Consider the following 22,034-nt stretch of genomic DNA (forward strand, 5'->3'; position numbering starts at 1 on the left):
TTCCCCGTCTCCCCATGTCCTCCTTGCGGCCCGAATCCCCGGGCGGACAAGGCCAGTTGCCCATCCTGCCACGTGTGCGCGCACACGCGCGCGGGAGCTGTCCGCCGGAGCGTGACCGGCGCCACGCTCCGTGGCCTTACCATGGCGCGGTGCTGGTCAAGTGGATTCGCTGCACCGTGGTGGACCGCCGCGGGTTCGAGCGGGGGCAGCGGAAGTGGGCGGGGCTTCTGGGGGAGCCGGGGTTTCGGGGACAGGGTGGTGGCTGGAGCCGGGGGCGGCCGGGCGTGGCGCACATCGTCTCGTTCTGGGAGAGCCGTTCCTTCTACGACTCCTTCATGGCCCGTTCGCACGACCGGCTGGCGGCGGCCCAGTCCGGCACGTTCAAGGACGCCCAGGTGAGGCTCTTCGACTACCGCTTCGACGTGAAGACCGGCTTCGAACCGCGTTTCACGGACGCCGATCTGCTGCGTGTGGCCCTGTGCCGGGTGCACGAGGAACGCGCGGAACACTTCACCCTGATGCAGGAGAAGGTCTGGAACCCCGCCATGGCCGGCTCCCCGGGCATGATCCGAGGGCTGTTCGGCGAGGCGCCGGGACATGAGTTCCTGGTGCTGTCGATGTGGCGCTCGGCGGCCGAACACGGCAAGTACCGTACCGAGCGGGTGGAGCGGCTCGCACTGCGGGCCCAGACGGAGGCGGACGTCGCGGCGCTCACCGGAGACATCGTGGCACTCGAGCCGACCTGGATCGTCTGAGGTGTGGGTTTGAAAAATGGACGCGCAAATCGTGCGCTCCGGGGGGTCTGTGATGCGAAAACTATGTGACCTATGCCGTATGGGGCCCGTACGAGTGCTCGATCGGCCCCCACTCGATCTAGGGTTTTGGCATGGCACGACCACGGCGCATCGTCCTTGTCCGGCACGGAGAGTCAACGGGCAATGTTGATGACACCGTGTACGAGCGTGAACCCGACCACGCCCTCGCCCTGACCGACCGCGGCTTGCAGCAGGCGGAGGAGACGGGGAAACGGCTGCGTGAGGTGTTCGCACGCGAGCGCGTGAGCGTGTACGTCTCCCCGTACCGCCGTACGCACGAGACCCTGCGTGCCTTCCATCTCGACCCCGACCTCATACGGATCCGGGAGGAGCCCCGGCTGCGCGAGCAGGACTGGGGGAACTGGCAGGACAGCGACGACGTCCGGCTGCAGAAGGCCTATAGGGACGCGTACGGCCACTTCTTCTACCGCTTCGCGCAGGGCGAGTCCGGCGCCGACGTCTACGACCGCGTCGGCGGCTTCCTGGAGAGCCTGTTCCGCAGCTTCGAGGCCCCCGACCACCCGCCCAACGTCCTGCTGGTGACCCATGGCCTGGCCATGCGCCTGTTCTGCATGCGCTGGTTCCACTGGACGGTCGCGGAGTTCGAGTCGCTGGCCAATCCGGGGAACGCGGAGATGCGGATGCTCGTTCTCGGGGACGACGGCAAGTACACGCTTGACCGTCCCTTCGAACGCTGGCGAGATCCGGAGCCGTACGGGATCACCGGATAGAGTGGCGGAACGATGACCCCTGACTCCTCTCAAGAGCGCCTGGAGCGCGCTCTGGCCAGCCTGCGCGGACTGGCGGTGGGGGACGCCCTGGGCTCCCAGTTCTTCGTACCGGCGAACTATCCGCTGCTGCAACGGCGTGAGTTGCCGCCCGGATCCTGGCAGTGGACCGACGACACGGAGATGGCCTGTTCCGTGGTCGCCGTCCTCGCCGCCCATGGCCGCATCGACCAGGACGCCCTGGCGCTCTCCTTCGCCGAACACCATGACTTCGACCGCGGATACGGTCCGGCCGTCAACCGCCTGCTCCGACTGGTCCGCGAGGGCGGCGACTGGCGAGAGCTGGCGGCCGAGCTCTTCAACGGGCAGGGGTCCTGGGGCAACGGCGCGGCGATGCGGATCGCCCCGCTGGGCGCCTGGTACGCGGACGACCCGGAGCAGGCGACCCATCAGGCGGAGATCTCCGCATACCCCACCCATCAGCATCGTGAGGCGGTCGTGGGCGCCATGGCCGTGGCCGCGGCGGCCGCGCTGGCCGGCTCACCCGGTGGCCCTCCGAGCCCGGAGGCCCTTCTCGACCGTGTCGTCGAACTCGTCCCCAAAAGCGCTGTCGGCGCGGGGCTGCGGCGGGCGCGGGACATGCTCGACTACGACGATCCGGGCACCGTGGCGGCCGTGCTGGGCTGCGGACGGCGTACGTCGGCCCACGACACCGTGCCCTTCGCCGTGTGGTCGGCGGCGCGGGCGCTCGGTGACTACGAGCGGGCGTTCTGGGCGACGGCCCAGGTCGGCGGGGACGTGGACACCACCTGCGCCATCGTGGGCGGTGTGATCGCCGCCGGGAAGGCGGGAGTGCCGCCGACCGCGTGGGCGGAGCGGACGGAGACTCTGCCGGATTGGGTGCCCCACACCACGTGACGCCCGTCTGAGGGGGCGGCCGCAGGTCCGCAAGGCCCGGTGGAAACTCTACGTAATCATCGGGAACTCTGCGTCACTGCTCGTCCGTTGTGCCAGGTGACGGTCCCGCCGCGGGCGGATGGAGCTGGGCAGGGGAGTTCTGGGGGTGGTCATGCGGTTGGCGTTCTGGTGCGCTGCAAGCGGTGTGCGGACGGCCGGGACGGCGTCCTCGCCGTCGGTCCCCTGGACCCGCCCCGGCCATCCGCGGCTCTGTGCCAGTGGCCGCTCAGACCGCTCCCGGGGTCGCCGTCCCGGCGAGCGCCTCCAGGTCGCTCTTGCGGACCCGGATCACCAACCAGGCGGTGCCGAGAGCGAGTACGGCCATGGCCGCGGCCGCCACGAAGCCCATCGAGATGCCGTGGGCGAGCACCTGGTGGCCCCAAGTGCCGGGCAGCTGATGCGTCTTGGCGAACTCCTCCTTCTGCGCCGCCGAACCGTCGGCGAGGAACTTCGGCAGTTGCTTGCGCGCCTCGTCCTTGCTCGCCGAGCCGAACACCGTGGTCAGGATCGACAGGCCGAGCGAACCGCCCACCTGCTGCATGGCGTTCAGCAGCCCGGAGGCCGCGCCTGCCTCGTGCTGGGCGACCCCGGAGACCGCGGTCACCGTGAGTGTCACGAAGTTGAGGCCCATGCCGAAACCGAACACCAGCATCGGACCGAGCACTCCGCCCGCGTACGAGCTGTCGGAGCTGATCAGCGTCTGCCAGGCAAGCCCGATCACCGCGAGGGCCGAGCCCGTGAGCATGAACGGCTTCGGGCCGAGCACCGGCAGGAAACGCTGCGACAGCCCCGCGCCGATCGCGATCACGACCGTCACCGGCAGGAAGGCGAGGCCGGCCTGGATCGGGCTGTACCCCAGCACGTTCTGCACGAAGAGGACGATGTAGAAGAACATGCCGAACATCGCCGCGGCCAGGCTGAGCATGATCACGTATGTGCCGGAGCGGTTGCGGTCGGCGAACATCCGCAGCGGGGTGATCGGTTCCTTGGCCCGGGACTCGACGAGGGCGAAGGACACCAGGAGGATCACGGCAGCCGCGAAGGAGCCGATGGTCAGGCTGTCCCGCCAGCCGTCGTCCGCCGCGCGGATGAAGCCGTAGACGAGGGATGCCATGCCGGCTGTCGAGGTCAGGGCACCGCCGATGTCGAAGCGCCCGGTGTGGCGTTCGGACTCGTTGATGTAGATCGGCGCGAGCAGGGCGATCACCACGCCGATGGGCACGTTCACGAAGAGCACCCAGCGCCAGTCGAGCCACTCGGTGAGCATGCCGCCTGCGAGCAGGCCGATCGCACCACCGCCCGCGGAGACCGCGGCGAAGACCCCGAAGGCACGGTTGCGCTCGGGCCCCTCCGGGAACGTCGTGGTGATCAGTGCCAGCGAGGTGGGCGACGCGATCGCGCCACCCATGCCCTGCAGGACACGGGCGGCCAGCAGCTGCCAGGGCTCCTGGGCGAGTCCGCCGAGCAGCGAGGCGAAGGTGAACAGCAGGATGCCGGTCATGAAGACCCGGCGACGGCCGAGGATGTCGCCGGCCCGGCCGCCCAGGAGCAGCAGACCGCCGAAAGTGAGTGTGTAGGCGCTGACCACCCACGTGAGGTCCGTGGTGCTGAACTGCAGCGCGTTTTGAATGTGCGGGAGCGCGATGTTCACAATCGTCGCGTCGAGTACCACCATGAGTTGGCAGGCCGCGATGACCGCGAGTGCGATCCCGGGACGCCCGTCCCGGCGCGCCGCACCTGGCTTCTGGTCCTTGATCAACTGAGAGGTTGTCACTATGGGTCCCCCACGAATACGTTAGTGAACGCTCGCGTTCACTGTCGCGTCAACCGTAGTGAGTCCCCCATAGTGAACGCAAGCGTTCACTTAAATTGGCGTCGCGCGGCGAGTCCCCCGTCGTTGCCGCGCGGTGCGACTCCGCCCCCGAGACACCCGCTCCCCATGCTCGCTGGAGACACTCAGATGGTTACCTCGCGCTGGACGGCCGCCCCCGCTCAGGCGGCCTCCTTCCGTCGGCGCGGCGCCGTGCTCGAACGCGCCATCCTCGATGCCGCCCTGGATCAGCTCAGTACGGTCGGCTGGAACGGCCTCACCATGGAAGGTGTCGCCGCGGGCGCCCAGACCGGAAAGGCCGCGGTGTACCGGCGCTGGCCCTCCAAGGAGGACCTCGTCGCCGACGCGCTGCAGGCCGGACTGCCCCGCTTCGAGGAGGCGCCCGACCTCGGCAGTGTGCGCGAGGACCTGCTGGCCCTCTGCCGCAACGCGCGCGACGCGATGTTCTCGCGCCCCGGTTCCGCCGTCCGCTCCGTCATTCACGAGTGCGATCCGACGCAGGCCGAGCGCTTCCATGGCGTGATCTTCAACGGGATCGTGGAGCCCACGGTCAAACTGCTCCATGAGGTCATCGAGCGCGGAATAGAGCGGCATGAGGTGCGGCCCGACGCGGCGAACAGCTATGTCTTCGATGTCATCCCGGCCATGATGATGTACCGCAACAAGATGCGCGGAAGCGAATGGCCCGACCGTGACCTCGAGGAGATGATCGACCGGTTGATGGTTCCGCTGCTGCGCCCCAACGGCGCCTGACGGCAGGGGTCGTCGCTCCTGACATGACTTTGGCAAGGCGGGGTGTCGCCGGGTGATCCGCGGGGCGTACGCTAAGGACGCCATGCCGTACGAACCACCTACTCACACCGTCGAGCGCTCACTCCGCGCCACGACCGGGGCGAAGATCATTGCCGGTGTCGACGAGGTGGGGCGTGGCGCGTGGGCCGGCCCCGTCACCGTCTGCGCGGCGGTCACCGGACTGCGCCGGCCACCCGAAGGCCTCACCGACTCCAAACTGCTCACCGTCAGGCGGCGTACCGCGCTCGCCCAGGAGTTGGAGAAGTGGGTGACCTCGTTCTCGCTGGGTCACGCCTCCCCCGAGGAGATCGACGATCTGGGCATGACGGCCGCCCTGCGGCTGGCCGCCGTTCGAGCCCTGGAGACTCTTCCGGTCCGGCCGGACGCGGTGATCCTGGACGGGAAGCACGACTACCTGGGGACCCCGTGGAGGGTCCGTACGGTCATCAAGGGCGACCGTTCGTGTGTGGCGGTCGCGGCGGCTTCGGTGATCGCCAAGGTTCAGCGCGACAAAATGATGGCCGAACTGGGTATCGACCATGCAGACTTCGGTTTTGCGGACAATGCCGGGTATCCGTCGCCCGTGCACAAGGCCGCACTGGAGGTGCGGGGGCCCACCCCGTACCACCGGTTGTCGTGGGCGTATCTTGATGCGCTGCCCCAGTGGCGTCACCTCAAGAAGGCCCGCAGCTGGGCGGACGGAAACGTTCCGGAGATCGAGGGGCAGCTCGGCTTCGATTTCTGACGATTCCGCTCGCCCTCAGGTGCCACCCGGCGACGCCAGCCGCACCAACGTTTGATAAATATCAGCCCATGCCTCTCATTCCCGAGGAGCCTCAGATTCACGAGAGTGCCCAGGGTCCCCGCGTCACTCCGGCCAGTGGCCGCACCGCGCCGACCCCTCGTCCCGTACCCGGCCCCCGTCCCGCGGCCCCGCCGCGGCCCGGTCGTCCCGGTCCGCACCGGCCCACTCCGCCGGTGCAACGTACGTCGCGCGACGCGGCCGCGGCCACGCCCGGGCCTTCGGGCCCGGCTGCTCCCGCGTCCCCCGTCGCCGCTTCGGCGACCCCGCAGATCCAGCTGATCCCGGCCTCGGCCGACGGCGCGCTCGACGCCGCCGAAGAGGCCGTGGACCTGCTGCTCGAGTCGGGGCGCGCTCCTGGCGACGTACTCGTCATCACCACCGGCGAGCAGCACCCGTGGGCCGCCCACGAACTGTCCTTCGGTGAAGCCTCCTACTGGGCGCAGCACGACGCGGGCGACGACGTCTTCTACGCCGACGCATCGGTCGCCTCGCGCGCGACGTCGCGTCCCGTGGTCGTGGTCGCCGTCAACGGTGGTCCCGCCGCTGCCGCCGCCACCGCCCTCCCGCTGGCCCATGCCCGGGCCGGCGCCCTGCTGATCGTCTGCGGCGACCCGCAGCAGATCAACTCGGTACTGGGCGCTGGCGTCTGAGCCCCCAGGTTCCTCCGGGGGGGCCGCCCAGGCGGCCGGGGCGCCGTTGCGGTGGCATCAGCACGGTGGACGCTTTCGCGTGCGCGCACGACCTCGGCGTGGGACGCCGGGTGGGTGTCTCCGTCCGACTTCGCGGCCGCCGCCGCGCGGTCCAGTCGGCCGCTCAGGGACATGGTGGTGCGGTCACTCCGGCATGCGCGAAGCTGACCGATCGACTTGCTCGGTCGGGTGTGCCCGTGACGGACGGACCGGCCGAGTTCCGCCCTGACGGGGCGGGTTGAGTCGGTGCGGGCGGCCGGGTGCGCCGGCGAGCGGTCGTACGGAGCGCGGCCGGGCGTGACCGATGTGTGTACGCGGTCATGGTCGTGCGGGCCGCGCACGTACGAGAGAAGGTGTGCCGTCCGGGCCGCGCGGCCCGGCGATGCGATCAGCGGGCGGCGGCGCGGCGCAGGACCTCCGAGGCCGCACCGCCGGTGCGGGGCAGCGGAAGCGGCGCCTCGGACATGCCGAAAGGTTCCGGCGAGGAGTCCGCGCTCGGACGGCGACCGCCGCGCCCCTCTCCGAGCACCTGCCAGCCGTCCCGGGTCAGCGTGATGTACGCGCCGCAGCGCAGACCGTGCAACGTGCACGCGTCACGCAGGCCCCACATCCACGCGCCGTCCTCCTCCGTCCAACGGGAGTCGCCCTCACGGCAGTAGAGCAGCACCGCGGTGCGCACCGGAGTGCGAAGGCGGAGGTCGTGGGGGATGACCCGGCGCAACTGGGCGAGCAGGGCGTTGCGGAACATCCAGCCGTCGGCGGGGGCCGGGCGGCGGACGAACGAGGCGCTCGCCCGCAGCCGTTCGTCCGGATCGAGTACGGCCACGATCGCGGTCGCGGGTTTGGGGCGGTGCCGGGAGTGCAGACCGCTGACGACCTCGCGGGGATTGCGCAGCAGCGGGATTCCCGCAGCGGCCCACTCCGCCGGTTCGAGCATGCGGACAAGGGGGTTGACGGATGCGGCGGACAGGTCGGCAGACGTCGACGTGGATGCCGCGGAGGACGGAGCGAATCCGAAGGTCACGGTCCTCCCTTCGGCTACGTGCCCACACTGCGGGCGAGGTCGGATCGGGGGAGCGCGCACCGCAGCAGAGCCCTACCGGACCACGGGTGAGCCGTGCGGGGAGCGGAGTTCAATTCTTGCTGTCGAACTTGGATGCGGCAACGAGCAATTGGGGCCACTGACCGATATCTGACGGTCTGTGGTTTATATCCCTACCCAGTGGGCTGTGTTGCGACGCATGAGGTGACCGTTCACCTCGCGTTCGTACATCGTTGGGGTATAGGCCGTCCATAGGGGGTGCCGATTGGCGGAGCGGACCAGGCTTGTCGTGCACGGGCGCAGGTGACGGCGGTCAGCCCTGGACGGCCAGAACAAGCGGCAGCACCCCCTCCGCACCGGCGCGGAGGAGTAGGCGGGCCGTGATCGCCAGGGTCCAGCCGGTCTCGGTGAAGTCATCGACCAGCAGCACTGGGCCGCCGGCCCCGACAAGGGCGGAGGCCAGAGCCGGCGACACGGTCAGCGCGCCGTCGAGTGCCTTCAGACGCTGCGCGCTGTTGCTGCGGGGAACGCGGGTCGCGTCCTGCGTGTACTCCACCGAACCCAGCAGCGGCAGTCTGCCCACCTCCGAGATGCGGGCGGCCAGCGAACCGACCAGCTGGGGTCGGCTGCGAGAGGGGACCGTGACCACCCCGACCGGACGCGGCTGCGTGTCCTCCACCCCTGGCGCCCAGCCGCCGGGGCCCCTGGCCCAGTCGGCAAGCACGCCCACGACAGCCTTCGCCACGTCGTCCGGCACGGGGCCGTCCGGAGCGTCGGAAGCAAGCAACGGGCGCAGCCGGTTGCCCCAGCCGATGTCCGACAGACGGCCCAACGCCCTTCCGGCGGTGGCCTGTTCAGCGGCCGGAATACGCCCCTTGAGATCGACGCCGATCGCCGGCAGCCCGGTCGGCCACATGCGACGCGGCTCCACCTCCACGCCCGCCCGGCCCAGATCGTCCCGCGCCGCGTCCAGGGCGGCCGCAGACGTGCCGGCCGTGAACCGTGCTCCCGCGCAGTTGTCGCAGCGGCCGCAGGGCTTGGCGCCCTCGTCGTCCAACTGGCGTTGCAGGAACTCCATGCGGCAGTCCGCCGTCGACGCGTAGTCGCGCATCGCCTGCTGCTCGGCCGCACGCTGCCGGGCGACCCACGCGTAGCGATCGGCGTCGTACGTCCAGGGGCGGCCGGTCGCGATCCAGCCGCCCTTGACCCGCTTGACCGCACCGTCGACGTCGAGCACCTTGAGCATGCTCTCCAGGCGGGAGCGGCGCAGCTCCACCAGTGGTTCCAGGGCGGGCAGGGAGAGCGGCCTGTCCGCGCGCGTGAGGACGTCGAGCGTGCGGCGCACGAGGTCCTCCGACGGGAAGGCCAGCGACGCGAAGTACTCCCAGATCGCCTCGTCCTCCTTGCCCGGGAGCAACAGCACCTCGGCGTGCTCGACCCCGCGTCCGGCGCGGCCCACCTGCTGGTAGTAGGCGATGGGGGAGGAGGGCGAGCCGAGGTGCACCACGAAGCCGAGATCCGGCTTGTCGAAGCCCATGCCGAGCGCGGAGGTGGCGACCAGGGCCTTCACCCGGTTGGCGAGGAGGTCGTCCTCGGCCTGCAGCCGGTCGGCGTTCTCCGTCTTGCCGGTGTAGGAGGCGACGCTGTGCCCGCGATGCCGGAGAAAGGCGGTGACCTCCTCGGCGGCGGCCACGGTGAGCGTGTAGATGATCCCGGAACCCGGCAGCTCGTCCAGGTGATCGGCCAGCCAGGCCATCCGGTGCGCGGCGTCCGGCAGCCGCAGAACCCCCAGGGTCAGGCTCTCCCGGTCCAGCGGACCGCGCAGTACCAGGGCGTCCGACGTGCCCCCGGTGCCGAGCTGCTCCGCGACATCGGCGGTCACCCGGGCGTTGGCGGTCGCTGTGGTCGCCAGTACGGGAACCCCCGGCGGGAGGTCGCCCAGCATGGTGCGCAGCCGTCGGTAGTCGGGGCGGAAGTCATGGCCCCAGTCGGAGATGCAGTGCGCCTCGTCGACCACGAGCAGCCCGGTCGCGGCGGCGAGCTTGGGCAGCACTTGGTCCCGGAAGTCCGGGTTGTTGAGCCGCTCCGGGCTGACCAGCAGCACGTCGACCTCGCCCGCCGCGATCTCGTCCTGGACCGTCTCCCAGTCCTCTGTGTTCGAGGAGTTGATGGTCCGTGCATGGATTCCGGCCCGCGCCGCGGCCTCGACCTGGTTGCGCATGAGCGCGAGCAGCGGGGAGACGATCACCGTCGGTCCGCTGCCCTGGGCGCGCAGCAGCGAGGTCGCCACGAAGTACACCGCGGACTTGCCCCACCCCGTGCGCTGCACGACCAGTGCCCGGCGTCTGTCGGCGACCAGCGCCTCGATCGCCCGCCACTGGTCCTCACGCAGCCGGGCCGCGCCGGTGCTGTCCCCGACGAGTCGGGCGAGGACCGCGTCGGCGGCCGCCCGCAGTTCCGCGTTGCTCGTGTGCTCCATGTGTTCCATCCAACAGGACGCCACTGACAATCCGGACCAGGGCGGGTGGCACGTTGTCGGGGCGGTGTTCGGCGTTGAGGTGTCCCTGGTCAGGGTTATCCACAGGGCAAAGCGGAACTCCATGATCCGCGAGATCGTCTGCGCATGACGAATCACAGCGAAAGCACTGGATCCCCCGAAAACGCCAGCGCGAAAAACGGCAGCGCCGAAAACGGAAGGACCGCCGGGCAGGCAGGCCCGACCGCATACGACAGCCACGGCCCCGAACATCAGGTCACGCTCCGCACCCCGGCCGAACTGGCCGACGCCATGCCGTATCTGCTCGGCTACCGCCCCGAGGACAGCATCGTCCTCGTCGCCCTGCACGACAGGGACGGCCAGGGCCGGTTCGGCGGCCGCGCGCGGCTCGGCATTCCCGCGAACCCCGACGACTGGCCATCCGTCGCGCGGCAGCTGGCCCATGGCCTGGTCACCGGGAGTGAGCGCCGAGGAACCCGGCCCGAGCAGATGGTCGCCTACCTCTGCCAGGAACCCGCGCAGGGCGAGTCCGGCCGCCAGGTCATGGAGCGACTGCGCCCGCTGGCCCAGAAGCTCCGCATCGAGTGCGGTCAGCTGGACGTACCGGTGATCGAGGCGCTGTGCGTCTCGGACGGCCGCTTCTGGTCGTACTGCTGCAGCAACGAGGTCTGCTGCCCGTCCGACGGCCTGCCCATGGGGCTGCCCGGCACCTCCGTCCTGGCCGCCGCGGCCACCTACGCCGGCCTTCAGGTGCGCGGCACCTTGCGCGAGCTGAGGGCCAGGTTGCAGCCGTGGGAGACCGCGGCCGCTCTGGAGCAGGAGATCGCCCTGGACACCGCGAGCATGGCCGTGGTCCCGCGGATCCTCGACGACGCCAACCGTGCGGACGTGGCCGAGGAGACGCTCGAACTCGCCGAGCGGATCATGAGCCGCCTGGCCGAGGCCGCGCCGGTGACCGGCGCCCTCGCGGCGGACGTCCGCGACGACCAGCTCCTCGGCCACGACGAGGCCGCGACGCTGATCCTCGGCCTGCAGGACCGCGCCACCCGAGACCGGGCGGCCGAGTGGATGGAGGGCGACGACGCCGCTCCCGCGCTGCGCCTGTGGAGGGCTCTCGCCCGCCGCTGCGTCGGACCCTACGGAGAGCACGCCGCGGCACCGCTGACCCTGGCGGGTTGGGTCGCCTGGTCGTCCGGAGACGACATCGAGGCCCGAGAGGCGCTCGCCATGGCACTCGGTGCGGATCCGGACTATCTCTTCGCCCGCCTGCTGCACCAGGCCTGCAACGAGAACCTGGACCCGGAGTCGATCCGGCGCTGCCTGCGCGCGGAACGCCGGGATCGCGTCCGGGGGTCGGTCCGGCAGGGCGCGAGTGAGGAGGCTGCCGCTGTGTCCACGGCGGCCGAGCCCGCTGAGCCGGGCCCGGCGCCGGAGGGGGGCGGGCGAGCGCGACGCCGCTCCCGTTCAGGCGCCACGGTTGGCGGACGGACCCGTGTGGCACGGGCGGCGGACGGTGCGAAGAGCACCGTGGGCGTCCCCCGCTCACGGCCGTCGACGGCCGAGGGGACGCGTCCGGGCGCCGGGCGAAAGGGCAGCACGCACCCGAGTCCGTCCGGGAAGCAGTCCACGCGCCACCGCGACAACCGCCCCGGCAGCGCCCGCTTGGGAGGCGACGGCACCGAGGGGGAGGTGTGAGCACCGGCCGGCAGGGCTCCAGGGACTGCCGTCGGGATGATGACGGTGGGCGAGCGGGAGTTGTGGAGCCCCGACCGCGACCGGTGGTCGGGAGCGGTCGGCGCACTCACCGCCATTCGGTCGGCGTGGCCGACAGTAGGCGTGACCCGGAGGAGTCCCATCGCGTTCACCTGAGTGGCGGAGCGCCTGCACGGGCCGAGCCGTCGTCCCCCACACGTCCGTCCGGATCCCTCCACCCGGCGCCGCACACGCCCGGGGTGCACCGAGCGCAGAAGAAGCCACCGCATGCATCAGCCGACCTCGCTCTCCGAGCCCTCCGAGCCTTCCGCCGACTGTTCCGTCAGTGGTCGATGGAAGCCGCCCTCCCGGCAGGGAGCCGATCCGCCGGTGCCTGCGGTTCTCGCGGACCGCGCCGATCAAGAGGCAGCCGGCGCGGCACCGCGTACTTCCTCGCACCCAGGGATCGACGTGTCCCTGTCCTTGCCCGTCGACCAGGAGGGCCAGGAGGGGAGAGTGCCCCTCATCCGGAGCCGGGAAGGGCTTTCGACCGCGTTCACGGCCGGGCCTTGGCCCGCGGCGAACGGCCGGGAGGCGCCCCGGGCTGGTTTCCCTGGACAAGGGAATTGCCCGCCTACGCCAACCGTTGCGGCCCCGTCGCTGAGTCGGCCCGGGTCCGGCGAAGGAGCGGCCCCGCGCAGTCGAAGCAGCGGCAGGCCTGCGGATCCGGCAACGAACACCTCACGACCATTGCGCCAGCCCTGGGTGACTGGCAGGACACCCGACCGGCATCAGACACCCGGCGAGGGACGGACCACGCCCGCGCCGGTCGCCCAGCCTCGCCCCGCGCCCACCTTTCCGCCTGGAGGACCAGCCCCGCCGCCCCGCGGCACCCTGGGCCCGACTCCTCGTCGATCTACCGAGTTACCGCCAGCCCATACCGTCATGATCTGTGTCGCCCTTCCCGGCCTTGCCATCTCCACGGAACAGGGACAGATGACCGGTCAAGGACTGGAGGGGTTCTACTGCGCGGGCAGACGCGTGCTCTCCCGCTGCCAGGTCCGCGTGGCCGGGCGAGAACCGCTGGCGTTGCAGGCCCGGATGACGGCGGCCGACCAGGCCCGCTTCGTGGGCGCCGTGCACGTCTCCCCGCACTCCGGTCCGGACCCGGACCTCATGGTGGAACGCGTCCGCCACGCGGACGGCACGGAGCGGATCACGCTGCACAATGCGGTCCCACGCGCCCTGCGCCTCCCGGTCGAGGTGTCCCTGGGGACGGACCTGGCGGACCTGGGCGCGATCGCATCCGGCAGAGCGGGGCGCGAACTCCCCGCCACCGTCCACGACTCGGGGCTGCGCTGGTCCAGCGCCGGCGGTACCTCGTCGGTCACGGCGGATCCACCGCCCGCGGACGCGCTGGCCTCTGCAGGGCTGCTGCGCTGGGAGTTGGATCTGCCTCCCGGCGGCAGCACCAGCGTGGAGCTGAGAGTACGGCCCGACAGAGTGGCGGCCGTCCGAGCCGTTGGCCGTACCGCGGCCGACCCCTTCGCCGTCGCGCGGGCGTCGGGCGACGATCCCAGGCTCCAGCCGCTCCTGCGGACGAGCATCGAGGACCTCCAGGCTCTGCTGCTGCGCGACCCCGCCCGTCCTTCCGACACCCACCTCGCGGCCGGCGCTCCCTGGCGCTGTGGTTCGGCCCCCGCCGAAGCGCTCGCCGCGGCAAGGATGACGCTGGCGCTCGGCACTCGGCTCACCGCGGGCACGCTGCGTACCCTGGCCCGCACCCAACTCACCGGCCCAGGGCGGCAGTCCGGCCTGATCCCGGGACCACGACGGGACGCGGGCCCCCATCTGCCACCGGGCTGCACGGCCACGGAGGCCACGCTGCTCTACCCGGTGCTCCTCGCGGAGGCCCGCCGATGGGGGCTGTCGGAACAGGAGACGGAAGAACTGTTGCCCCCGGCCGAACGCTGTCTGACCTGGCTGCGGACGACCATCGGCGACGGTACCTACCTCAACGACCCCGACCCCGGTGGCCCCGCCCGCTGCGAGACACAGGCCCATGCGCACCGGGCGGCACTGCTCGGTGCCGATCTGCTCGACGTCTACGGCCGGCCTGGTGGGGAGGAGTTGCGGCAGTGGGCGCGGGCATTGCGGACGGCGTTTCGGGAGGAGTTCTGGATCGACGATCGCGGCGGAGGCCGGCCCGCGGCCGCACGACTCCCGGACGGCAGCCCGGTGCCGTACCTGGGCGCGGCCGCCGTCCATCTGCTCGACACCGGCCTGCTCGGCGCGGGCGAACAGGCACCGTGCCTGCTCGACAAGGTGCGGACGCAACAACTCGCCAGGCTGCTCGGCGGCCCCGCCATGGACTCCGGCTGGGGGTTGAGGAGTCTGGGCACGAAGGAACCGGGGCACAACCCGTTCGGGCACCGGAGCGGGGCCGTGCGGGTGCACGAAACGGCCGTGGCCGTAGCGGGCCTCGCCGCCGCGGGCTACGAGAAGGAAGCGGGTTCCCTGTTGCGTGGCGTTCTTGCGGCGGCCGAGACCTTCGGCCACCGGCTGCCCGAGATGTACGCAGGGGATCAGCGCACCGAGGCGAGCGCCCCGCTCCCGCACCCGGCGGCCTGTCGGCCGGCCGCCACCGCCGCGGCCGCCGGCGTGCTCCTGTTGACCACGCTCGCCGGGATCCGCCCCGATGCCCCCGCCCGCTCGGTCACGCTCCGCCCCTTGCGCAGCGCGCCCCTGGGCGAGATCGTCCTGACCGGCCTACGGGTGGCCGACGCCCCCTTCTCCGTACGGGTCGGTCGGCTCGGACTCGCCATGGTCGAGGAGGCGGCCGAAGGGCTGTCACTGGGAGTGTGACCTCGCACGACGCATCACCGCACAACACCTGGGAGGAGACGGTGCGGCTCATACCGGACCGAAGTGACCGAAGTCGATCAACCATCGAGGCGGCCGACGAATGGAGTGTTTATCGTCAGGCAGACGACTATGATCGCCGCATGCCCTACGACCCGTCAGCCTTTCCGCCCTTCGCCGTCACCGTTGACCTGGTCGTGCTGACCGTGCGCCGCCATGCCCTGTGCGCGCTGGCGGTACGCAGGGGCGAACCGCCTTTCCAGGGCCGTTGGGCGCTTCCCGGTGGGTTCGTACGGGCCGACGAGGACCTGGCGCAGGCGGCGGCGCGCGAGCTGGCGGAGGAGACCGGACTGCGCGCCCATGACCCGTCCGTCCCCGCCCAGGACAACGGCGCGCACCTCGAACAGCTCGCGACCTACGGCGACCCCAAGCGGGACCCCCGGATGCGGGTCGTCAGCGTCGCCCACCTCGCCCTCGCCCCCGACCTGCCGGCACCCCGAGCGGGCGGCGACGCCAGCAACGCACGCTGGGCACCGGTCGACGAGCTGCTGCAGCAGGGCGGTTACGGCCGGGACGGCGAACCGGTGGCGCCGCTCGCCTTCGACCACGCCCAGATCCTCTCCGACGGCGTGGAGCGCGCCCGCTCCAAGATCGAATACTCGTCCCTCGCCACGGCGTTCTGCCCCACAGAGTTCACGGTCGGCGAGCTCCGCCGGGTCTACGAGGCGGTGTGGGGCGTGGCGCTCGATCCACGCAACTTCCATCGCAAGGTGACGGGCACCCCGGGATTCCTCGTGCCCACAGGCGGCACGACCACGCGCCAGGGCGGCCGCCCGGCACAGCTCTTCCGTGCCGGTGGCGCCACTCTGCTCAACCCCCCGATGCTGCGCCCCGAAGTGTGACGGCACGCTTCACGGAGCGCGGTGGAACCGGTCCGGGAGCTAACGGCGAGCAAGGTTCCGGAAACGTGGGGCGACGGGCCGCGAACTGGCCCTGTGCTGCCCGAAAAAACGGACATAGCGCGCTATCTTGCTACGAGTGATCCAGGCCTTCGGACTGACCAGCAATCCCCGCAAGGACCTCCCGCCCGCCGTCGACGACGTCTCCTTCGACGCGCGAGCGGGCCACGTCACCGCGCTGCTCGGCGCAGCGGGAGCGGGCAAGACCACGGCGCTCAGACTCATGCTCGAACTGCAACAGGGCCGTGGCATCACCTACTTCAGAGGCCGTCCCCTGCACCGCATCGCCCACCCCTCACGCGAGGTCGGCGTGCTCCTGGGAGACGTACCCGGACACCCGGCGCGCACGGTCCGCGGCCATCTGCGCATGCTGTGCGCCGCCGCCGGAGTCCCCGTCCGCCGGGCCGACGAGGTCCTCGAAGTGGTCGGCCTGGTCAGCCTGCGCGACGAACGCCTCGGCACCCTCTCGCGCGGCATGGACCGCCGGCTCGGCCTCGCCTGTGCCCTGCTCCCCGACCCCCACACGCTGGTCCTCGACGACCCCGCCGACGGCCTCTCCGGGCGTGAGACCCGTTGGCTGCACAGCATGCTGCGCGCCCACGCCACGCAGGGCGGCACGGTCCTGCTCACCGTGGCCGACCCCAAGGAGGCCGCCCGCAACGCCGACCGGGTCGTCACCCTGGAGCAGGGCAGACTCGTCGCAGACCAGGACGCCGCCGAGTTCGCCCGGACCCGGTTGCGCCCCCGCGTCGCCGTCCGCAGCCCGTACGCCGCGCGCCTGGCCGATCTCCTCGCGAAGGAGGCCCGCGCCGCCCAGCGCTCGGTCGAGGTCGTTCGCGAGGGCGGCAACCGCCTGTCCGTGTACGGCAGTACCTGCGCCGACATCGGCGAGGCCGCCTTCCGTCACGGCATTCTCGTCCACCAACTCGCCGACGAGGTGGGTGACATGGGTCCGGGAGCCGGAGATGTTCCCCGGACCGGGCCGACGGCTGAGGCACTGCGGCTCGGCGAGGCGAAGGTCGGCCAGCCCGATGCCGGTCAGGTCGTTCAGATGCGCGACGAGCCGCATGCGACGGGCCGGGACCGGCATGCGGAGGTTGGTCAGGTTCTTCAGCAGCGCGCCGACACGAGTGCGGCGGGCGGGAACGGGCATGCCGATGCCGGCCAAGTTCCTGCGGCGCGGGACGACTCGATCGTGGCAGGTGGGGAGCGGCATGCCGACGGCAGCCAGGTTTCTCAGACGCGGGACGACTCGCGTGCGGCGGCCAGGGATCGTGATGTCGACGCTGGTCAAAATCTTCGGCTGCCGGACGTAACGCACTCGGCGGGCTCCGACGGGCGCCCCGAAGCCGCCGCCCACGCCCCCACTGCGCCCTCCGCGCACCCCCGTCCGGCATCGACCGTGCCTGTGCCCGCGCAAAATTCTCGCCCCGCCGAAGCTCGCTCCGCCGACCCCCTCTCCCCCCTCCCGCCCCCCATCTCCGTCCGCCCAGCCCCCAGCCCCCTCCGCCCCCTGCGCTACGAGATCCGCCGCGCCGCCGGGATCGGCACGGGGTTCCTGGTCGCCGGGGCCGTACTGCTCGCGTCGGCCCTCACCGCCGTACTCACCGCGAGGATCGGGCACACACCGCAGGCGCGGCTGCTGGCCGCCTGGCCGTGGGAGCTGCCGTTGCCGCCCGCCGCGCTCGGGGCGGGGCTGCTCGGCGCGCTGGCCTTCGGCGACGAGTTCCGCCACCCCGCGCTGGCGGCGGACCGGGGCACCGTGCCCCGTCGGCTGGGGCTGCTCGTCGCGAAGCTCCTCGTCGCCACGGCCACCGCGCTGACCCTGGCCATCCTCACGGTCGGCTGCGACGCCGAGGTGCTCTACGTCGTCTACGGACGGGAGCTGACGGAAGTTCCCGGCGACTGGCCCGCGCTCGGAGCGAGTTGGACCGGGCTCGTCGTCGGGTGTGCGTGGGCCGGAGTACTGGCGGCCGGTGTGTTCCGGTCCACCACCGCGGGTCTCGCGGCCGTGCTCGCCGTGCCGGTCGTCGTCGTACCCCTCGTACAAAAGGCCTTGGCGGGATCGTCCGTGCGGACCGCGGCCGGGTTCCCGCTGCGGTTGCGCGAGACACTTCTGCTGCAGTGGCCCTTCGGGGGAGAGCGCTATCTGTCCGCTGTCGCGCGGGTGATCGCCCAACCCGTGGGTGGGGCAATGACGTTGTCGCTGACCGCGCTGCTCTGCGCGTATGTGCTCACGACCCTGCGCAGCAGGGTCCGGTGACGTCCGTCCGCACACTTTCGCCCCACCCTGTGCGCAACTCCCCGCGGAAAGCCCATATCTTTCCGATAAGGCGTCAATTGCGACGGGGTGAGCGATCACCCTTTCGTGTGCTTTTCACCAAAGACCTCAAGGGAGTTGAGGACAGCGCCGACAAAGGATCCGTGAGTACCCTTGCGCACACCATGATGACCGCCGCCCGCTCCGCAGACTCCGGCCTCGTCGGCCCGGGCGAACTCGACCGCTATCCCTACGCCGAGGCGCACGTCGCCGACCGCGTCGGAGTCCCCGCCTGGGAGAGCGCCGACCCGGAGCTGGGCCGCGTGGGCCGGCGCGCCACGGGCAGCCGCGGACGCGGACTGCACGGCCAACTCGTCCAGCAGCTCGGGCAGATGATCGTCTCCGGTGACCTGGGCGCGGACCGCCCGCTGGTGCCCGAGGAGATCGGCCAGCGCTTCGAGGTCTCCCGCACCGTCGTCCGTGAGTCGCTCCGCGTCCTGGAGGCCAAGGGCCTGGTCAGCGCCCGTCCGAACGTCGGCACGCGCGTGCGTCCGGTCAGCGACTGGAATCTCCTGGACCCCGACATCATCGAGTGGCGGGCCTTCGGGCCGCAGCGCGACGACCAGCGGCGCGAGCTGAGCGAACTGCGCTGGACCATCGAGCCGCTCGCCGCCCGCCTCGCCGCCGGGCACGGGCGCGAGGACGTCCAGCAGCGCCTCGCGGACATGGTCGAGATCATGGGCCACGCCATGGGGCAGGGTGACGCGCTCACCTTCTCCCGCGCCGACGCCGAGTTCCACTCCCTGCTCATCCAGGTCGCGGGAAATCGCATGCTGGAGCACCTCTCCGGGATCGTGTCGGCCGCACTCCAGGTTTCCGGCAGCCCCGTCACGGGCTGTGACCGGCCCAACGAGACGTCGCTGGCGCACCACGCCAGGATCGCCGACGCCCTGGCGGCCGGCGACGGCGCGGCGGCCGAGGCGGCCATGCGCCAACTGCTCACCGTCCACCCCGACGTGGAGCGCGTGGTGCCGGCGCCGCGCGAGCACTGACCGCGCACCACGAGTGGCGCGGACGGGTACGCCTCCCCCTCCTGGGGCGTCGCCCGGCCGGCTGCTCCCGTCGGACCCCGCATCATCTCCGGGATCATGCGGGGTCCGACGGCGCGAGGGACTCGTGGCGCCGTGATGCCTTGGTCTGAGCCGTGCGTGATCTCGTATGCCCGCGTCTGACCGTTTTTGAATGCTTACGGGGTGTGACTCGGGCCACGCGGATTGGGCGTAACGCTTGCGGGAACACTGCGATGACCTAAGAGGTGACTGCCGAGGAGGGAATACGGACGCCGTTCACGGCGCTGTGCATCCTCCCGGCCCCCGCCCGCGCCGTCGGCCCGATCCCCAAGGCCGGTGGTCGGCTCCTGTCCGTCCCGGACGGGGCCGGAAGCCGTTTTCCAACGTTCCGAGAGGTTGTTCGTGTCGGCCAGCACATCCCGTACGCTCCCGCCGGAGATCGCCGAGTCCGTCTCTGTCATGGCTCTCATCGAGCGGGGAAAGGCTGAGGGGCAGATCGCCGGCGACGATGTGCGTCGGGCCTTCGAAGCTGACCAGATTCCGGCCACTCAGTGGAAGAACGTACTGCGCAGCCTCAACCAGATCCTCGAGGAAGAGGGTGTGACGCTGATGGTCAGTGCCGCGGAGCCCAAGCGCACCCGAAAGAGCGTCGCAGCGAAGAGTCCGGCCAAGCGCACCGCCACCAAGACCGTCGCGGCGAAGACGGTGACCACGAAGAAGGCCACCGCCACCGCCACCCCGGCGGCCCCCGCTGTCGATACGCCGCCGGTCGAGGACGACGCACCGAAGGCCGCTGTCGCGAAGAAGCCGGTCGCCAAGAAGGCGACGGCGGCCGCGAAGAAGACCGTCGCCAAGAAGGCGGCGGTCAAGAAGACCACCGCCAAGAAGGACGACGCCGAGGTCCTCGAGGAAGAGGTGCTCGAGGAGACCCCCAAGGCCGGCGACGAGCCCGAGGGTGCCGAGAGCGCGGGCTTCGTGCTTTCCGACGAGGACGAGGACGACGCGCCCGCGCAGCAGGTCGCGGCCGCCGGTGCCACCGCCGACCCGGTCAAGGACTACCTCAAGCAGATCGGCAAGGTCCCCCTGCTCAACGCCGAGCAGGAGGTCGAGCTGGCCAAGCGCATCGAGGCGGGCCTGTTCGCCGAGGACAAGCTGGCCAACGCGGACAAGCTCGCGCCCAAGCTCAAGCGCGAGCTGGAGATCATCGCCGAGGACGGCCGTCGTGCCAAGAACCACCTCCTGGAGGCCAACCTCCGTCTGGTGGTCTCGCTGGCCAAGCGCTACACCGGTCGCGGCATGCTCTTCCTGGACCTCATCCAGGAGGGCAACCTCGGTCTGATCCGCGCGGTCGAGAAGTTCGACTACACCAAGGGCTACAAGTTCTCCACGTACGCCACCTGGTGGATCCGTCAGGCGATCACCCGCGCCATGGCCGACCAGGCCCGCACCATCCGTATCCCGGTGCACATGGTCGAGGTCATCAACAAGCTCGCGCGCGTGCAGCGCCAGATGCTCCAGGACCTGGGCCGCGAGCCCACCCCGGAGGAGCTGGCCAAGGAACTCGACATGACCCCGGAGAAGGTCATCGAGGTCCAGAAGTACGGCCGCGAGCCCATCTCCCTGCACACCCCGCTGGGCGAGGACGGCGACAGCGAGTTCGGTGACCTCATCGAGGACTCCGAGGCCGTCGTCCCGGCCGACGCGGTCAGCTTCACGCTCCTGCAGGAGCAGCTTCACTCCGTTCTGGACACGCTGTCCGAGCGCGAGGCGGGCGTCGTCTCCATGCGCTTCGGTCTCACCGACGGTCAGCCGAAGACCCTCGACGAGATCGGCAAGGTGTACGGCGTCACGCGCGAGCGCATCCGCCAGATCGAGTCCAAGACGATGTCGAAGCTGCGTCACCCCTCGCGTTCCCAGGTGCTGCGCGACTACCTGGACTAGACCGCGGACCTACGACACCCAAGGCCCGGTTCCCCTCGGGGAGCCGGGCCTTGTCGTGCCGTCGTGTCTGTCGCGCGGGTGCGGGGCGTGGCGCGCTGGATCACTCTGGGTTTCCGATCACCATCCCAGTGTGAGGAGCGCGCATGCGTCGTCCCTTCATCCGGTCACTGGCCCGGCCGCTCGTTCTCGCGGCCACGGCGACTGCCATACCGCTGCTGTCCGCCGCCCCCGCGCCCGCCGACGTCGTCGTGGGCGGTTTCCCGGTGGACATCTCCCAGAGCCCCTGGACGGTGGCTCTGTCCAGCCGTGACCGGTTCGGGGGTACGCGGGCGGGGCAGTTCTGCGGCGGGGTGGCCATCGGCCGTACGACCGTGCTCACCGCCGCCCACTGCATGGGCGAGAACGTCCTGGGGGCGCCCCCGGACCGGGTGCGCGATCTGAGGGTCATCACGGGCCGTACGGACCTGCTCTCGGACCGCGGCTCGGAGATCCGGGTGCGTGAGGTCTGGGTGAACCCGGCCTATGACACAGAGACCAACGCCGGGGACTTCGCCGTGCTCACCCTGGCCGAGCCGCTGCCGCAGGATGCGACCCTGGCGATGGCTGCGGCCGGTGACCCGGCGTACGCGCCCGGCACGAGCGCCACGGTCTACGGGTGGGGCGATCTGACGGGCGGCGGCGACTACGCGCGCACACTGCGCGCCGCACGCGTACGCGTACTGCCCGACGCCCAGTGCGAGCGGGCGTACCCCGGGAGCATCGACGGCACCTACGCGGCCGACAGCATGGTGTGCGCCGGGGAGACGGAGGGCGGCCGCGACGCCTGCCAGGGGGACAGCGGCGGGCCTCTCGTCGCCCAGGGGAAGCTGATCGGGCTCGTGTCGTGGGGGAGCGGCTGCGGCCGCGCGGGCAGTCCCGGCGTCTACACGCGCGTGTCAGAAGTTGTAGGGGCTCTCAGCCCGGGACGGGCCTCACGGGGGTCCGCGAGGGCCGTGGACGGCAGCTGACGGCGTCTGCCGATGAGACGAGCGGGCGGCGCCGTATTCGGTCGGTATGACCATTACCGACGCCATTCACCAGGCCGTACTCAAGGG

At 71.1% G+C, this 22,034-nt stretch carries 16 protein-coding genes; 13 read left to right on the top strand and 3 right to left on the bottom strand.

The genetic code is table 11. From position 1 onward, the window contains the following. The first annotated feature begins 149 nt into the window (after positions 1-149). The 3 genes from ABZ453_RS42110 to ABZ453_RS42120 all read left to right on the top strand — a co-directional run bounded on the left by ABZ453_RS42110 (position 150) and on the right by ABZ453_RS42120 (position 2,461). Complete coding sequence (locus ABZ453_RS42110; protein WP_359023890.1) at positions 150-755, top strand: YdbC family protein; 606 nt, start codon at positions 150-152, stop codon at positions 753-755. 131 nt (positions 756-886) lie between these two features. Continuing rightward, on the top strand, positions 887-1,546 hold the full coding sequence (locus ABZ453_RS42115; RefSeq protein ID WP_359023892.1) for a histidine phosphatase family protein: 660 nt from the start codon (positions 887-889) through the stop codon (positions 1,544-1,546). A 12-nt stretch (positions 1,547-1,558) separates the two neighbouring features. Next, on the top strand, positions 1,559-2,461 hold the full coding sequence (locus ABZ453_RS42120; RefSeq protein WP_359023894.1) for an ADP-ribosylglycohydrolase family protein: 903 nt from the start codon (positions 1,559-1,561) through the stop codon (positions 2,459-2,461). Between the two features lie 265 nt (positions 2,462-2,726). On the opposite strand, the gene ABZ453_RS42125 is transcribed toward ABZ453_RS42120, so the two are convergent. Continuing rightward, positions 2,727-4,274, bottom strand: coding sequence for an MFS transporter (locus ABZ453_RS42125; protein WP_359023896.1), 1,548 nt, complete (start codon positions 4,272-4,274; stop codon positions 2,727-2,729). 186 nt (positions 4,275-4,460) lie between these two features. Between ABZ453_RS42125 and ABZ453_RS42130 the strand changes: the two genes are divergently transcribed. The 3 genes from ABZ453_RS42130 to ABZ453_RS42140 all read left to right on the top strand — a co-directional run bounded on the left by ABZ453_RS42130 (position 4,461) and on the right by ABZ453_RS42140 (position 6,578). Then, positions 4,461-5,084, top strand: a complete 624-nt coding sequence (locus tag ABZ453_RS42130; protein WP_359023898.1) for a TetR/AcrR family transcriptional regulator — start codon at positions 4,461-4,463, stop codon at positions 5,082-5,084. A gap of 82 nt (positions 5,085-5,166) precedes the next feature. Next, entirely contained in the window at positions 5,167-5,868 is a 702-nt protein-coding gene (locus tag ABZ453_RS42135; protein WP_359023900.1) for a ribonuclease HII, read from the top strand. Positions 5,869-5,936: 68 nt separating this feature from the next. Then, positions 5,937-6,578 (top strand): hypothetical protein, encoded by a 642-nt coding sequence (locus ABZ453_RS42140; RefSeq protein ID WP_359023902.1) that lies wholly within the window; start codon positions 5,937-5,939, stop codon positions 6,576-6,578. A 427-nt stretch (positions 6,579-7,005) separates the two neighbouring features. Here the strand turns inward: ABZ453_RS42140 and ABZ453_RS42145 are convergent, their stop codons facing one another. Then, positions 7,006-7,641, bottom strand: coding sequence for a hypothetical protein (locus tag ABZ453_RS42145; protein ID WP_359023904.1), 636 nt, complete (start codon positions 7,639-7,641; stop codon positions 7,006-7,008). 331 nt (positions 7,642-7,972) lie between these two features. Then, positions 7,973-10,138 carry a RecQ family ATP-dependent DNA helicase gene (locus tag ABZ453_RS42150; protein WP_359023906.1) on the bottom strand — a complete coding sequence of 722 codons (2,166 nt, stop codon included), beginning with the start codon at positions 10,136-10,138 and terminating at the stop codon, positions 7,973-7,975. A 144-nt stretch (positions 10,139-10,282) separates the two neighbouring features. Here ABZ453_RS42150 and ABZ453_RS42155 point away from each other — a divergent pair, with 144 nt between their 5' ends. The 7 genes from ABZ453_RS42155 to ABZ453_RS42185 all read left to right on the top strand — a co-directional run bounded on the left by ABZ453_RS42155 (position 10,283) and on the right by ABZ453_RS42185 (position 21,947). Then, positions 10,283-11,851 carry a DUF4192 domain-containing protein gene (locus tag ABZ453_RS42155; RefSeq protein WP_359023908.1) on the top strand — a complete coding sequence of 523 codons (1,569 nt, stop codon included), beginning with the start codon at positions 10,283-10,285 and terminating at the stop codon, positions 11,849-11,851. A gap of 942 nt (positions 11,852-12,793) precedes the next feature. After that, positions 12,794-14,713, top strand: a complete 1,920-nt coding sequence (locus ABZ453_RS42160) for a glycogen debranching N-terminal domain-containing protein (protein WP_359023910.1) — start codon at positions 12,794-12,796, stop codon at positions 14,711-14,713. Between the two features lie 140 nt (positions 14,714-14,853). Then, the gene (locus ABZ453_RS42165) at positions 14,854-15,612 is read left to right on the top strand and encodes an NUDIX hydrolase (RefSeq protein ID WP_133046155.1); all 759 of its coding nucleotides are present in this window, start codon (positions 14,854-14,856) and stop codon (positions 15,610-15,612) included. A gap of 136 nt (positions 15,613-15,748) precedes the next feature. Next, the gene (locus tag ABZ453_RS42170) at positions 15,749-17,932 is read left to right on the top strand and encodes an ATP-binding cassette domain-containing protein (RefSeq protein WP_359023912.1); all 2,184 of its coding nucleotides are present in this window, start codon (positions 15,749-15,751) and stop codon (positions 17,930-17,932) included. A gap of 161 nt (positions 17,933-18,093) precedes the next feature. Then, positions 18,094-18,981 (top strand): FCD domain-containing protein, encoded by an 888-nt coding sequence (locus ABZ453_RS42175; RefSeq protein WP_359023914.1) that lies wholly within the window; start codon positions 18,094-18,096, stop codon positions 18,979-18,981. A gap of 420 nt (positions 18,982-19,401) precedes the next feature. Continuing rightward, complete coding sequence (locus tag ABZ453_RS42180; protein WP_359023916.1) at positions 19,402-20,940, top strand: RNA polymerase sigma factor; 1,539 nt, start codon at positions 19,402-19,404, stop codon at positions 20,938-20,940. A 143-nt stretch (positions 20,941-21,083) separates the two neighbouring features. Further along, entirely contained in the window at positions 21,084-21,947 is an 864-nt protein-coding gene (locus tag ABZ453_RS42185; RefSeq protein ID WP_359023918.1) for a serine protease, read from the top strand. Positions 21,948-22,034 lie beyond the last annotated feature (87 nt).

Source organism: Streptomyces sp. NPDC005799 (assembly GCF_040630525.1).
In the GTDB taxonomy this organism is placed as follows: Bacteria; Actinomycetota; Actinomycetes; order Streptomycetales; family Streptomycetaceae; genus Streptomyces; species Streptomyces griseorubiginosus_B.

Excerpts from the sequence above, each read along its gene's own strand:
- ABZ453_RS42115 (WP_359023892.1), top strand. The coding sequence starts at position 887 with ATGGCACGACCACGGCGCATCGTCCTTGTCCGGCACGGAGAGTCAACG.
- ABZ453_RS42120 (WP_359023894.1), top strand. The coding sequence starts at position 1,559 with ATGACCCCTGACTCCTCTCAAGAGCGCCTGGAGCGCGCTCTGGCCAGC.
- ABZ453_RS42130 (WP_359023898.1), top strand. The coding sequence starts at position 4,461 with ATGGTTACCTCGCGCTGGACGGCCGCCCCCGCTCAGGCGGCCTCCTTC.
- ABZ453_RS42135 (WP_359023900.1), top strand. The coding sequence starts at position 5,167 with ATGCCGTACGAACCACCTACTCACACCGTCGAGCGCTCACTCCGCGCC.
- ABZ453_RS42140 (WP_359023902.1), top strand. The coding sequence starts at position 5,937 with ATGCCTCTCATTCCCGAGGAGCCTCAGATTCACGAGAGTGCCCAGGGT.
- ABZ453_RS42150 (WP_359023906.1), bottom strand. The coding sequence starts at position 10,138 with ATGGAGCACACGAGCAACGCGGAACTGCGGGCGGCCGCCGACGCGGTC.
- ABZ453_RS42155 (WP_359023908.1), top strand. The coding sequence starts at position 10,283 with ATGACGAATCACAGCGAAAGCACTGGATCCCCCGAAAACGCCAGCGCG.
- ABZ453_RS42160 (WP_359023910.1), top strand. The coding sequence starts at position 12,794 with ATGATCTGTGTCGCCCTTCCCGGCCTTGCCATCTCCACGGAACAGGGA.
- ABZ453_RS42165 (WP_133046155.1), top strand. The coding sequence starts at position 14,854 with ATGCCCTACGACCCGTCAGCCTTTCCGCCCTTCGCCGTCACCGTTGAC.
- ABZ453_RS42185 (WP_359023918.1), top strand. The coding sequence starts at position 21,084 with ATGCGTCGTCCCTTCATCCGGTCACTGGCCCGGCCGCTCGTTCTCGCG.